The following is a 13,137-nucleotide window of genomic DNA, read 5'->3' on the forward strand; positions in this document are numbered from 1 at the left end:
GCTCCAGCCTCCTTCAAATTCCACCTCTCGGCAGACTCGCTAATGTTAGGTGTTCGCCGGCCCTGTTCGGTACTTTCACCGCCCATGTTGGGCGAACACAAAAAAAGCAAGGCCTCAGCCTTGCTTTTTCTTCGCCTTCCCTATGACTAAGCCAGCAATTCCTTCAACTGCTGGGACGAGCGGTCCCACCACTCGGAATTGTGCTCGACGAGCAGCTTCCGCAGCGCCGCTTTCTCGGCGTCGCCGATGTTGTCGAGCATGAACTTGCGCTTCAATGCCGCATCCAATCGATTCACATGATCGGGTAAAAGCTTCCATCCCCGCCGGGCTTCCGTATCGATCAGCATCTCGCACGACGTCGCGCCCGCGTAATAGCTGCCTTCCTCGTTGCGATCGACCGCAACCCACACGACCCAAGCAGGACGGCCGTTAGGGACATCCTCTTTGTTCGGGGAAAATTTGATTCCCTTCTCGATCTTGCTCTTCGCGTGCATGGCGCCGACATCGATGTAAGCTTCGCCGCCGTCAATAATGACGCACGATACTTGGCTAAGGTCGATAGTACCCGCGCCGAATCCGCGGTGCTCCTTGTTGCTTACAACGTTCAACGACAGCTTCTTTTTCTCCGGCTGTACGTTCGATTCCTCGCTCATCGAAAATCCTCCTCGTTCAAAAAACGGGCCGGATGCCTCGCGAAAGGCTCCGTCCCGCGCGATATAAGGTATGCGAACATTTGTTCGGGGTTTTTTAGGTAATCCACATTCAACATCATAACAAAACGGATAACATAAGTCTATTGTTTTCCTTCGTTTTAAGGCACAATGGATACTGTTACCGCAAAAGGAGGAACGGATGAATGGATGCATCAACCGAGCTTTATACGGAAGAGAGATCGAGGCTGGACGAGACGTTCGGCGAAATCGAGCGACAAAGAGCGGGCATCGGCCCCGTCTATTACGGCAACGATTTTGTCGAGCAGCTGCTGGAGGAAAAGAGGGAGGAGACGCGCAGACGTCTGGCGCTCCTGGGCTCGGAGCCCTACTTCGGGCGGCTCGACTTCCAGGAGAAAGGCAAGCAGAGCGAGCCTTCCTCCTTGTACATCGGCAAAAGAGGGATGGATCGTACGGAGACCGGAGAGCCCTATATTATCGACTGGAGAGCGCCGGTTGCGAGCCTGTTCTATTCGTTCACGGGCGGAGACGCGCCGGTCGCTTACGAGGCTCCGGAAGGGACGATTCACGGAGAGGTTCACCGCAAAAGAAACCTGTCGATTCGCGATAAGGAGCTTCAGCGAGTCGTGGAAAGCTACGTCCGGGGCGGCGACAACCTTGGCCTCAGCGACGACTTCCTCCTCTATCGTCTGGGAGAAAAGAAAGACAATCGGCTCCGGGATATCGTCTCGACGATCCAAGCCGAGCAGGATTCGATTATTCGCGCGCCGCGCCATAAAGCCCTCATTATTCAAGGAGCCGCAGGATCGGGAAAAACAACGGTAGCGCTGCACCGTCTGGCGTTCCTCTTGTATCAATACCAAGGGCAAATTCGCGCGGAACGGATGATTATTTTCGCGCCGAACGCCATGTTCCTCGATTACATCTCCGGGGTGCTGCCCGAGCTTGGCGTCGGAGAGGTGAAGCAGACGACATTCGCGGAATGGGCGCTGGACCGGATCGGCACGAAGCTTACGCTTCCGGATCACACGGACGATAAGTGGTTTTCCTTAGCTAAGAAGAGACCGAATATCGACGACGAGACGCCCGGACGGTTCAAAGGCTCGGACAGCTTCCGTCTTTGGTTGGACGGCAAGCTTCGTCAATACGAGGAAAGCTACTTGCAGGATCACGATTTCGAAGCGTGGGATCGCCGCGTGCTGAAGGCCTCTTTGATCCGACAATGGTTCGAGGTCGAATACCGTCACTATCCGCTCGCGGCCCGCAGAGAACGCCTCATCGGGCGCATCAAGCGGTGGCTGGACATGCAGCTGAACGAAATCGGCGATCCGAAAATCCGCAAGGAAAAAACGAAGACGTCTAAGCAAAAGCTCCGAACCCATCTGAAAAAGCTGCCGGAGATCGATGAAGTCGCCTTCTATCGGAGCTTGTTCGATCAACCGAATGAATTCGTTCCCTCAGACATCGCCAAGGAGACGAAGAACGGTCTGAAGCGAGGTTCCGCTCAGCCGGAGGACCTTGCTCCGATCGTATGGATACGAAAGTATTTTCACGGGCCGGAAGGCCTTACGTTCGACCACGTCGTCGTGGACGAGGCGCAAGACGTATCTCCTTTCCAAATCACGCTGCTGGGCTCCTTCATGGTCGAGCCGTCATACACGATCTTGGGCGACCTTGCGCAGGGAATTCACGCTTACCGAGGCGTACATCGCTGGGAAGAGCTCGCGTCCGTCTTCGACGAGAACTATTCGTCCTATCATGAGCTGAAGCAGAGCTACCGCTCGACGCTTGAAATCATCGAATTCGCCAACCGCATTCTGCCGTTCACGGATACGGGACTTCCTCCCGCTGAGCCGGTATTCCGCAGCGGCGATCCGGTCAAGCTCGTACAAGTTGCGAACGACGCCGAACGGCTCGCTTACATCCGGGACTTTATTCGCGATCAGCAAGCAGGCTCCATGCGAACGATCTCGCTCATCGGGAGAACTGCGGAAGACTGCACGAAGCTGCATGAGCGCCTGACAGCCGAAGGTATCGACACGAATCTGATCGCCGAAGGCCAATCCCACTACCGGGGCGGCGTCTCCATCGTGCCGGTTCATCTCGCCAAAGGTCTCGAATTCGATGCCGTTCTGCTGCTTGACGCCGACCGCGATCGCTATCCCGCTTCTCCGCAGGATGCCAAGCTGCTGTATGTCGGCTGTACTCGCGCCTTGCATCGGCTAACGCTGCTTCATGAAGGGGAGCCCTCCGAATTGGTGACGGCTGCGGATTCGCAACAGTAGGACGACATACCATACATTCGCCGAGAGATGTGTTCAGTCGCGCAACAGTTGGACGAGATCCCATACATTCGCCGAAAAATGTGCTCAAACGCGCAACAGTAGGACGAGGTACCATACATTCGACGGAAAATGCGGACGAGAGCGCAACAGTGGTACGAGATCCCATACATTCGGCGGAAAGTGTGGTCGAGCACGCCAACAGTGGTATGAGATCCCATACATTCGGCGGGAAGTGCGGTCGAGAACGCAACAGTGGGATGAGGTACCATTCATTCGGCGGGAAGTGCGGTCGAGAGCGCAACAGTGGGACGAGGTACCATACATTTGACCGAAAGTGCGGCCGACAGCGTATCAGTGGTACGAGATCCCATACAATCGGCGGGAAGTGCGGTCGAGTGCGCAACAGTGGGACGAGGTACCATACATTTGACCGAAAGTGCGGCCGACAGCGTATCAGTGGGACGTGGTACCTTACATTCGGCGGGAAGTTCGGTCGAGAGCACAACAGTGGGACGAGGTACCATACATTCGACGGGTAGCGTGATCGAGTGCGCAACAGTGGGACAAGGTACCATACATTCGGCGGAAAGTGTGATCGAGTGCGCAACAGTGGGATGAGGTACCGGGTAGCGTGATCGAGAGCGCAACAGTGGGACGAGGTACCATACATTCGGCGGGTAGCGTGATCGAGAGCGTATCAGTGGGACGAGGTACCATACATTCGGCGGGTAGCGTGATCGAGAGCGCAACAGTGGGACGAGGTACCATACATTCGGCGGGTAGCGTGATCGAGAGCGCAACAGCGGGATTAGGTACCATACATTCGGCGGGAAGTGCGGTCGAGAACGCAACAGTGGGATTAGGTACCATACATTCGGCGGGTAGCGTGATCGAGAGCGCAACAGTAGGACGACATACCATACATCCAGCGAGCAGGACATTCTACTCAAGAATGCAGCGATAATAGCGCCAACAGACGCAAGCAAGCCGACACCGCATTCAACGGTGTCGGCTTGCCGGCTTGTTGGCGGTACGACGCCAACTATTTGTTCAAATCATTCCACTTGGTCAGAAATTCTTTCAGCATAGCCTCTTTAGATAATTGTCCGCCAACATATCCTTGCATGGCGTCGGAGAAATAATGGCTGGTCGCTTCGCCGCCCGGGAACTTGAACCAGTTCCAGCTAATGGTGCGATTTGCTTGGCTGTAAGCGATAATATCGGCAGCCAACTGACCTAGAATTTCATTGTTTGCGGTAATATTGTCGAAGGCGGGAATGTGCTTAAACTCTTCCGTCATATAGCGTTTACCGATATCGGAGCTAACCATCCAATCGAGGAAAGCCTTAGCTTCATCCTTCACCTTGGACTTGTTGTATACGACCCAGCTGTAAGGAACTCCTACCGGCAGCTTGTCCATTGCTTCGGCATCGTTGTTAATAGGCATCGGAAGAAGGCCGATATTCAGGCTCGGATTTGTCTCGGAAAGGCTGACTTGGGTCCAGTTGCCCTGCTGCGTCATCGCAGCCTTGCCTGTGGCAAACTCCGAAATCTGGGTGTTGTAGTCCACCTGCAGCGAGTTCTTCCCCCCGTACTTCAGCGTCAAATCGAACAGCTTCACCCACTGCTGGAACTTCTCGTTGTCTACGAACGTTGCGGTACCTTGATCGAGTCCGGCAATAAAGGTGTCCGGATTATCCTGATAAGCGAAACCGATATTGGCCAAATGATTGCCAAGCACCCACCACTCGCCATACCCGTTCACAAAAGGAGTAATTCCCGCAGCCTGCAGCTTGGCGGCAGCCGCTTCAAGCTCGTCGAACGTTTTGGGCAGCTCGGTTATGCCTGCTTGCTTAAACAAATCCTTATTGTAAATAAAGCCGTACCCTTCCAGATTAAGAGGCTGTCCGTAAAGCTTGCCGTCCTTGGTCATCGGCTCTTTGGCGAACGGGAGCACGTGCTCCGCCCACGGCTGATCGGACAAGTCCTCCAGATGCTCCAGCCAGAGATCCAGCTCCTTGTAGCCGCCATTGAGAAAAATGTCGGGTTGATCGCCGGAGCTGAACTTGGTGCGCAGCGCCGCAGCGGAATCGGCACCCCCGCCTATCGTTTCCAGCGCGATCTTGACGCCCGGCGTCAATTGCTCGTATTCCTTAATCATAGCGGCCAATTGATCTTTGATTTCGACCTTGAAGTTCAGCATTTTAACCGTCTTGGTCGCTCCGCCGCTCCCTGTCCCCGTTGCGGCCGCGCCGGACGATGCATTCCCGCTCTCCGCAACCCCATTGCCGCCCGAGCTGCAGGCTGCGATGACGGATACCCCTGCAAGCAACAGCAGCATGCTTGCGATTTTCATTTTCCTCATTGTGATTTCCTCCCTTTTGACTTCATAGCCATGGACTAGCCCTTTATAGCGCCTGCCGTAATACCAGCGATAATCTGCTTTTGCAGCAGCAGGAACAAAGCCAGAATCGGGACGATACCCATCACGAGCCCAGCCAGAGCCAAATCCCACTGTTTGGAATATTGGCCGAAGAAGGCGTAGATGGCGAGCGGTATCGTACGTTTGTCCGGATCGTACAAGACGATCAGCGGCAACAGAAAATCGTTCCATATCCATAGACTGTTCAATAGAACAATCGTAACGGTGGCAGACTTGAGCAAAGGAAATACAATTCTCCAGAATACTCCGTAGGGCGTGCATCCATCCACAATCGCCGACTCTTCGATTTCCAAGGGAATGGATTTCACAAAGCCGTGAAAGAGAAATATGCTCAAGGACGCCCCGAATCCGAAGAAGCTAATAATCAATCCCGTCCTGCTGTTCATCAAGTCGGCCCACCCTAACACTTTTACAAGCGGAATCATCACGGCTTGGAAAGGAATGATCATGGCGGATACGAATAGGCCGAACAAGAAGTTATTGAACCGCGTCGGCCGGCGCACCATGCGATAGGCAGCCATTGCGCTGATCGTCACTATGCCCGCTATGCTGACGACGGTAATGAGGAAGGAATTCATGAAGGCGCGCGGGTAGTTCATAATTTCCCACGTTCTGCTGTAATTGCTCCATACGAAGCTTTGCGGCCAACTGGCCGAGTTGCTGAGCAGGTCGCTGAAGCTTTTGACCGAGTTGCTCAAGACGAAGTAAAAAGGAATCAAGAAGAGAAGCCCCAGCAAATAACACAACACTTCCAGACTGAACCGGCGCAGGTTGTATTTGTCGTCTCGCATCAGGCTTCAACCTCTCTCTTCTTGGTGAATCGGACTTGAAGGATGGACACCAGCGCCACCACTACGAAAAATATTAACGCCTTGGCTGTCCCCAGTCCGTAACGGTTGTTCCCGAACGCTTCGTTGAAGATATTGAGCGCAACCGATTCCGTTGACCTGAAAGGACCGCCTTTGGTCAAGGAAAGGTTCAAATCGAATACCTTGAAGCACCAGGACATGGCCAAAAAGAAGCAGATGGTGAAGGCCGGCATGATCAGAGGAAAAATAATACTGAGAAGCATGCGAGGCCCCGACGCGCCGTCCATCTTTGCCGCCTCTTTAATCTCCGGAGGAACGTTCAAAAGCGCCGCAATGTAAATGACCATTAAATAGCCGGAGTATTGCCATACGCTTACGATGACGAGTCCCCAGAAGGAAGTCTGGGCGGTGCCGAGCCAAGGCAATTGCAGCACGCCGATATGCAGCGCATCGCCTGCGGAAGCAAAGCCTTTAACGAATATGAAATGCCAGATAAAACCCAGGAACAGTCCGCCGATTACATTCGGCATGAAGAAGATCGTGCGCAGCAGATTCGTGGTCTTGAGCTTCTGAGTCAGCATCAACGCCAAGCCGATCCCCACGGCATTCATCAATACGACGGACACCAGAGTGTATCGGGCCGTAAACCAGAACGCTCTGCGAAACGCCGTGTCCTCCATAACGATTTGCTTAAAATTAGCCAGCCCGACCCAATCTATCTCGGAGTTGACTCCATTCCAATTCGTCAGCCCGTAGTAAATGCTCAACATGAATGGAGCGATGACGATTAAGGAGAAAAAAAGAACGGCTGGCCCCAAGAACACAAGCTGGAGTCGAAAATATGACCAGGAAAATCCACGTCTCTCCATTTGCACCCCCCGTTCTGTATGAAATGGAGTGATTCGGCGCTTGCTGTGTAATTTCGCAGTTAATCCTTACCATTCATTTTAGAATGCAGATTTTTAAGCTTTTAATGCACTTAACGATACTTTTGCATCGCGTGCATTCCCCGGTCTGCCGTGTAGATCGGGCCTTTATCCCATAGCTCCTGATTCAGAAGCTCCAGCGCAAGATAACCCGTGTACCCTTTGTCCCTCAGCACTTGCACGATTTTGTCCATCGGCAGTATTCCTTCGCCGGGCAGCAGCCGATGCGAATCGTCCAGCTCGGCCAGCTTCAAATGAGGAAGATCGCACAGGTGTACGTGGAACAGCTTCTCGACCGGCAAAGCTTCAATGTCTTCCAATGAGCCGCCGCTACGGTAAAAATGGAACAAATCCAGGTTATACCCGATGCTCGGATGATCGATGTCTTCCACTATCCGCAACGTTTGATCCATATTCTCCAAAATAAACGGACCGATCGGAGGAGCCAGGCTCATAAATTCCAACCCGAGTCGAACCTCGTATCTCTCGGCCAAATCTCCCGCCTTGCGCAGGTTGGCAAGCGCAGTCTCGTACCATCCCTCGTATTCCTTGGATGCCGGATCGGCTCCGATGCCCAGGTTCTTAATGCCCAAAGCCTTGCAAATAGCCAGCTGTCGTTCCAAACCGCGTTCATAAGACTCATAGTTGTCCTTCGTGGACAGAAGCAGCCCCGCCTCCGACGAAGCTAGTCCGATCGCAGCGATCGGGACAAGCCCCGCAGCCGTCAGGTCGGCGCCCAGCTGCTCGACCGAATGCTCGGCCAAATATCGATCGACCTTGCTGATGGCCAGTTCAACCGCTTGCCAGCCCGTTTGCGAGAAAGCTTCAAGATCGGCAGCGGTGCTTGCGGGGAGCGTCGTTATTTGCGAAATCGCGATGTTCATATAGTCTCCTCCGTCCGCTTAAGGAATAAGCGCACTCAATGTTTTGTAGCCTAGAATCAAACCGTTCCGATCCTGCACATAATTATTGACGATGTCCGATTCTTCCGTGATTTCGCCCATGTCGATCGTTTTGGCGAAGACGTCGTCCTCGTGCTCGATATCGATATTGCCGGTATAGTTCACTTCGATCAGCGCGGTGATATATTTATCCCATTTCACATCGCCCCAGCCCGGAGTTCTAGCGCGCCACCACCCATGGCCCAGATCGTCGATATTCCGGAACAACGTTCCGAATTGTCCGCTGCGTGCCTTCACATCATGGAGAATTTCCATGTCCTTGGCGTGAGCGTGGAAGATTTTGTGACCGAATTCATGGATCGCTTTAACGTAGTCGATTCCTTGCCACACCATATGGGACGGGTCGATTTCCAGACCGAGGTGATCGGACGGAACGGCATCGAAGAGCACCTGCCAGATTTCAGGGCTATAGGCGATATTTAATCCTTCGGAAGTAACGTGGTTCATCATGGGGCAATTTTCCATCGCGATTCGGATATTTCTCTTCTCGGCCTCCTCGCAAAATCTGGAGAACACCTCTTTGAACAGCGGAATGTTCTTCTCGACAGAAAGTCCGGGATGACGGCCGGCAAACGTCGATACGGTCCGCACATTCATCTTCACGGCCAGATCGAGCAGCTTTATGAAATATCTTTGGGCCTCGTCGCTGTGAGCCTTGTTCGGATCCAGGAAATTCGGATAATAACCGAGCGTCGAAATTTCGATATCATGAGCTTGCAAATCCTGCTGAATCTCTTCAATGCGCCGATCTGAGATGGTGTCCGCATTCAGCGAGGATTTGGGCCAAGCCGAGAGTTCCATGCATTTGAATCCAACCTCGGAAGCGAATTTGACTGTCTCAGGGGTGTAATTTCCGTAGAAGCCTAGTTTCATTGTGTGTAACCCTCCAAATAGTGTGATAATTCAAAATGTAACGCGTTACAATTTTATTATATTGGACATTAGCAACTCGTGTCAACAAGGTAAATAGTTTGGTCTTGAAACGAAAAGAGCTGCAAAATGTGAAGGATCACACTTTGCAGCTCTTTAACGGCTCTAAATTTAATAATTCATCGTCGACTCTCTAATGATCAAATCATGATCCAGGATGACATTCTTAATCGCGGCGCTTCTGTCGGCGATTCTCTTGAACAGCATGGCCGCCGAATGGCTTCCCATCTCGAACATCGGCTGGGATATCGTCGTCAAGGTCGGGTTCATAACGGACGAAAAATCAATGTTGTCGAACCCGCTGACTACGAGCTCTTCGGGAACTTTGATGTCGAGATCCTTGGCCGCTTTCAGCACGGAAATCGCAATCGTATCCGACACCGCGAACACGGCGGTAGGTCTGTCTTCCGTCATCAACAGCTCGCGAACGTCCTGCTGCGCGTTCTCAAAGTTCAGATCCGCATGCGCGATCCATCTTGGATTCACCTCAATGCCGTGCTCCTCCAAAGCTTTCAGGTAGCCTTGTTGCCTCAAGCCCGCCGTGTATATATTCGAATTGACGAGCGCGATTTTCCGATGCCCGAGCGCAATCAGATGCTTGACCGCTTTATAAGCAGCCTTGGCATTATCGATGCTTACGCAAGGCGCGTGGTCGTTGCCGACGTGCTCCCCGCAAATGACGACGGGGTAGCGGTTCGTTGTCGTCAGCATCTCGTAAAATTCGGAGGAAGGATCGATCGAAATCAGTCCCTCCGCCAGCTTTTTCTTCACCATATCGTAATACAGCAGCTCTCGCTCCGGATTGGAATCCGTTGTGCAGAGCATGATGTTGTAACGATTTGCCTTGGCTACGCTCTCGATTCCCGATACGACCTTGGCATAAAATGGGTTCGAAATGTTGGGAATCAAGGCCAGGAGAAGCCGGCTCTGAGAGGAACGCAAGCTTTTTCCCAGCATATTCGGTTCGTACTTCAGCTTCTCGATCACTTCTTCGACTTTCCTTCTTGTTTTCAGCGAGACGGAAGGATGATTGTTCAATACGCGCGACACCGTCGCTACGGAAACGCCGGCTTCTTTCGCAACTGTATGGATATCTGCCATAGTTTTCTCCTATTTTGCGAATAGATTTTGGAATAGATAATCAAAGTGATAGCGAAAAGCAACAAAATAATGTAACGCGTTACTGTCAATTTCATTATATTATGTGCGCGAATGGAATGACAATCCCTAAAGTGACGATAAAATCTTAACCTGCTCCATCGTTTTATTTTCTCCAACGTCGTCTGGCAGGAGCAACAAATAAAAGAACGAGCGCAGCTAAAATTATTGAAATAACGATGAGGGTGGCAGGGTTGCTCGCATCGTTATTAACAGTGTGAGGGGTAACAATGGCATTTGCTGCAATCGCATTTGACTCATCACGCTCTATTGCGTTAGAGTACTCCCTCTCCACATCGCTTTCGGCCAAGGCGATGATTTGATCCATTTCCTCCGGTGTATGCTTCTCACCAATAATGTCCTTGTACACATCGACCTGCTCTCCAAAAATATAATCCGATTGATAAACCCCTGTATAGTCGTACTGATCGACAAACTTCTTTGCATCCTCATCGTTCTTTATTTCTCGGTCCATATTATCTTCCTCAATAGTCATGGAGGCTGAATAATGTTCCACCCCTTCTCCCGGTGCCTTCTGAATGACGATGTAATGAACCTCTATGTACCTTTTTCCTCATTCCACACAATGTCGGTTAGTATTCTTCTTAGTATCCCATCTTCATATCTTGCCTGGACAACAGATGCCATACACAAAGAAAGAAAGCAAAATAAAATTATAATTTTTTTCACTTAATTAGGCACTCCTTCATTGATAAGAATACTTAACTTACAAGGTTATCTTTATCTTTATCTTTCAACTAATTTAAATCCGCATCGAAAGTTGATGTTTTGTATTTTTATGGAATAAAGCAGCGCTATTTTACCATATCGGAACCTAATTTCATACGGATTGAATAATCTTCCGCCGCCTAGACAAGCAGAAATATTCCGCGGACAACCGTCATATATATCCCGTAGATGCTTGTCAACGGGAGGGTTATCCGAATGCCTGAACGCCGTATGCTGCGAATGCTTCTATTCATCGCCGCCGCGATCGCGCTAGTTTTTTCCATCCGGTTCGGATTTGCCGACGCTTGGGTAGATCAGTACGCGCTGCCCGCTTCGGCCGTTACCGAGGAGCTTGAGCCTGAGACCCCCGCTTCGCCCGCCTCGCAGCCGATCGCAAGATCGGAGCCGGAAGCCGACGCCGCTCCCAAGCCCGCCGTGCTAAGCCAGCGAGTGACGGAGTATCACATATCCGTCTCGCTCGGGACGGACGGTACGCTTGCCGGCGAGCAAATCGTCACTTGGAAAAACCCGGGCCGCAAGCCCGTCTCCGACCTCGTCTTCCACCTGTACCCGAACGCCTTCTCCCCCGGCAGCACGTTCTTGGCGGAGTCGGGCGGACAGCTTCGCGGAGACAAGATGCAAGCGGGCGGACACGGCTCTATGGAGCTGACGGCGCTGACTACCGAGCAAGGAGAAACTCTCCTCCCCGACTTCGATTTATTCAGCCTGACGACGAGAACAAGACCGACCGGACGCTGGCGACCTTCCGCCTTCCCGAGCCGATAAGACCGGGCATGTCCGTCACTCTGCGGATGAAGTTCAAGGTTCAACTGCCGCCCATATTCGCCAGAATGGGCAAAACCGGCGACTTCGTCATGGCCGGGCAATGGTTTCCAAAGCTTGCGGTGTACGAGACGGTCGGAACAAGAGGGCGCAGCGATGAAGGCTGGAACATGCACCAGTACCACGGCAATTCCGAATTTTACTCCGACTTCGGCATTTACAGCGTTCGCATCGACGTTCCGGAAGCCTACAAAGTAGCGGCCACCGGCTTCCAGACGAAGACCCCTGCCGTCTCCAAGGGCCGCAAGTCATATCAATTTTACGCCGACGACGTCCACGACTTCGCTTGGTCCGCGTCGCCTCATTTTGAATTCACAGAGGCTTCTTATTCGAGCGCGGGCGTTCCCGGAGTCCGGATCAAGCTGTACCTCGATCCGTTGCACAAAAAATTAAGCGACCGCTACATGCACGCCGCCAAATCGACGCTAGCCAAGCTTGGCGAATGGTTCGGCGATTATCCCTATTCCACGCTTTCCGTCATCGTTCCGCCCTCGAACGCGAATGGGGCCGGCGGGATGGAATATCCGACGCTGGTGACAGCCGCCTCCGCCAAGGACGATACTCCCGGGTACGATCTCGAAAGAACGCTTGTTCACGAGATCGCCCATCAATACTGGTACGGCCTCGTCGCTTCCAACGAATTCGAGGAAGCTTGGCTGGACGAAGCCTTCACGTCGTACACCGAAGACAAGCTAATGGCCGCCATTTACGGCGTGCTTCCGAACACCCCCGTGGAATCCAGCTACTTGACCGATCCGGAGCCGCTTCAGCAAAATTCATGGAGCTTCGGCTCCTCGGATCGTTACGCTGACAACGTCTATCTTCGCGGGAAGCTCGTTCTGACGGCTATCGAGCGCCAAGTCGGCGATAAGACAATGAGCAAAATCATGCGGACTTATTTTCAAAAATACCGGTTCAAGCATCCCTCATCCTCTGACTTTCAGAGAGTCGTCGAATCCGTCACGAAGAAAGATTGGAGCGGCTTCTTCAAAGCCTACGTTCGTCAGGGTCAGGTGTCGGACTTCTCGGTCGACTCGATCAAAAGCGGTAAATCCGGGGATGGGAATTTCGAAAGCCGCGTCCTCATCCGCCGCAACGGAGGCAGCCCTCAGACGGTTTCGGTCATCTTTCACTTCAAGGACGGCAAAACGGTGAGCAAGGAATGGGACGGCGTTCAGAACCAAATCGAGCTGCAGCTCCGGTACTCCTCTCCGCTCGTGTATGTGGCCGTCGATCCTTCCCTGTCCGTCGTGCTCGATAATCTTCGCTATAACAATTATTTGAAGGCGGAGATTCCGGCTAAAGCGCGCACACGATGGACGACCGGATTGACCGACCTGCTGGAAAATCTGATCGGAACCTTGGCTTGGTGAGGAGGCTT

Annotated in this window: 11 protein-coding genes; 3 read left to right on the forward strand and 8 right to left on the reverse strand. The window is 52.5% G+C overall.

Features of this window, described 5'->3' with window-relative positions:
* Positions 1-146: 146 nt before the first annotated feature.
* A complete protein-coding gene (locus D3H35_RS21875) occupies positions 147-653 on the reverse strand; it encodes a YwhD family protein (protein WP_119151333.1) in 507 nt (168 codons plus the stop codon).
* A gap of 203 nt (positions 654-856) precedes the next feature.
* Between D3H35_RS21875 and D3H35_RS21880 the strand changes: the two genes are divergently transcribed.
* Entirely contained in the window at positions 857-2,956 is a 2,100-nt protein-coding gene (locus D3H35_RS21880) for a HelD family protein (protein ID WP_119151334.1), read from the forward strand.
* 1,042 nt (positions 2,957-3,998) lie between these two features.
* Here the strand turns inward: D3H35_RS21880 and D3H35_RS21885 are convergent.
* The 7 genes from D3H35_RS21885 to D3H35_RS21915 all read right to left on the reverse strand — a co-directional run bounded on the left by D3H35_RS21885 (position 3,999) and on the right by D3H35_RS21915 (position 10,701).
* Complete coding sequence (locus D3H35_RS21885; RefSeq protein ID WP_119151335.1) at positions 3,999-5,321, reverse strand: ABC transporter substrate-binding protein; 1,323 nt, start codon at positions 5,319-5,321, stop codon at positions 3,999-4,001.
* A 35-nt stretch (positions 5,322-5,356) separates the two neighbouring features.
* Positions 5,357-6,193: a carbohydrate ABC transporter permease gene (locus tag D3H35_RS21890; RefSeq protein WP_199728602.1), complete on the reverse strand. Its 837-nt coding sequence runs from the start codon at positions 6,191-6,193 to the stop codon at positions 5,357-5,359.
* Positions 6,190-7,077: a carbohydrate ABC transporter permease gene (locus D3H35_RS21895; RefSeq protein WP_119151337.1), complete on the reverse strand. Its 888-nt coding sequence runs from the start codon at positions 7,075-7,077 to the stop codon at positions 6,190-6,192. The genes D3H35_RS21890 and D3H35_RS21895 overlap by 4 nt, the downstream gene beginning before the upstream one ends.
* 110 nt (positions 7,078-7,187) lie before the next feature.
* The gene (locus D3H35_RS21900; protein ID WP_119151338.1) at positions 7,188-8,018 is read right to left on the reverse strand and encodes a sugar phosphate isomerase/epimerase family protein; all 831 of its coding nucleotides are present in this window, start codon (positions 8,016-8,018) and stop codon (positions 7,188-7,190) included.
* An 18-nt stretch (positions 8,019-8,036) separates the two neighbouring features.
* Positions 8,037-8,969 (reverse strand): sugar phosphate isomerase/epimerase family protein, encoded by a 933-nt coding sequence (locus D3H35_RS21905; protein WP_119151339.1) that lies wholly within the window; start codon positions 8,967-8,969, stop codon positions 8,037-8,039.
* Between the two features lie 168 nt (positions 8,970-9,137).
* Positions 9,138-10,127, reverse strand: coding sequence for a LacI family DNA-binding transcriptional regulator (locus D3H35_RS21910; protein ID WP_119151340.1), 990 nt, complete (start codon positions 10,125-10,127; stop codon positions 9,138-9,140).
* A gap of 163 nt (positions 10,128-10,290) precedes the next feature.
* The gene (locus D3H35_RS21915; protein ID WP_147355916.1) at positions 10,291-10,701 is read right to left on the reverse strand and encodes a hypothetical protein; all 411 of its coding nucleotides are present in this window, start codon (positions 10,699-10,701) and stop codon (positions 10,291-10,293) included.
* 428 nt (positions 10,702-11,129) lie between these two features.
* Between D3H35_RS21915 and D3H35_RS32740 the strand changes: the two genes are divergently transcribed.
* Positions 11,130-11,699: a hypothetical protein gene (locus tag D3H35_RS32740; RefSeq protein WP_233568077.1), complete on the forward strand. Its 570-nt coding sequence runs from the start codon at positions 11,130-11,132 to the stop codon at positions 11,697-11,699.
* Between the two features lie 8 nt (positions 11,700-11,707).
* The gene (locus tag D3H35_RS21920) at positions 11,708-13,129 is read left to right on the forward strand and encodes a M1 family metallopeptidase (protein WP_233568078.1); all 1,422 of its coding nucleotides are present in this window, start codon (positions 11,708-11,710) and stop codon (positions 13,127-13,129) included.
* Positions 13,130-13,137 lie beyond the last annotated feature (8 nt).

The sequence above is a fragment of the Cohnella faecalis genome (assembly GCF_003570905.1).
Classification (GTDB): domain Bacteria; phylum Bacillota; class Bacilli; order Paenibacillales; family Paenibacillaceae; genus Cohnella; species Cohnella faecalis.

What these genes read in the sequence shown, in the direction of transcription:
- D3H35_RS21900 (WP_119151338.1), bottom strand. Translation starts at nt 8,018, where the DNA reads ATGAACATCGCGATTTCGCAAATAACGACGCTCCCCGCAAGCACCGCT.
- D3H35_RS21920 (WP_233568078.1), top strand. Translation starts at nt 11,708, where the DNA reads ATGTCCGTCACTCTGCGGATGAAGTTCAAGGTTCAACTGCCGCCCATA.
- D3H35_RS21875 (WP_119151333.1), bottom strand. Translation starts at nt 653, where the DNA reads ATGAGCGAGGAATCGAACGTACAGCCGGAGAAAAAGAAGCTGTCGTTG.
- D3H35_RS21885 (WP_119151335.1), bottom strand. Translation starts at nt 5,321, where the DNA reads ATGAGGAAAATGAAAATCGCAAGCATGCTGCTGTTGCTTGCAGGGGTA.
- D3H35_RS21910 (WP_119151340.1), bottom strand. Translation starts at nt 10,127, where the DNA reads ATGGCAGATATCCATACAGTTGCGAAAGAAGCCGGCGTTTCCGTAGCG.
- D3H35_RS21895 (WP_119151337.1), bottom strand. Translation starts at nt 7,077, where the DNA reads ATGGAGAGACGTGGATTTTCCTGGTCATATTTTCGACTCCAGCTTGTG.
- D3H35_RS21880 (WP_119151334.1), top strand. Translation starts at nt 857, where the DNA reads ATGGATGCATCAACCGAGCTTTATACGGAAGAGAGATCGAGGCTGGAC.
- D3H35_RS32740 (WP_233568077.1), top strand. Translation starts at nt 11,130, where the DNA reads ATGCCTGAACGCCGTATGCTGCGAATGCTTCTATTCATCGCCGCCGCG.
- D3H35_RS21905 (WP_119151339.1), bottom strand. Translation starts at nt 8,969, where the DNA reads ATGAAACTAGGCTTCTACGGAAATTACACCCCTGAGACAGTCAAATTC.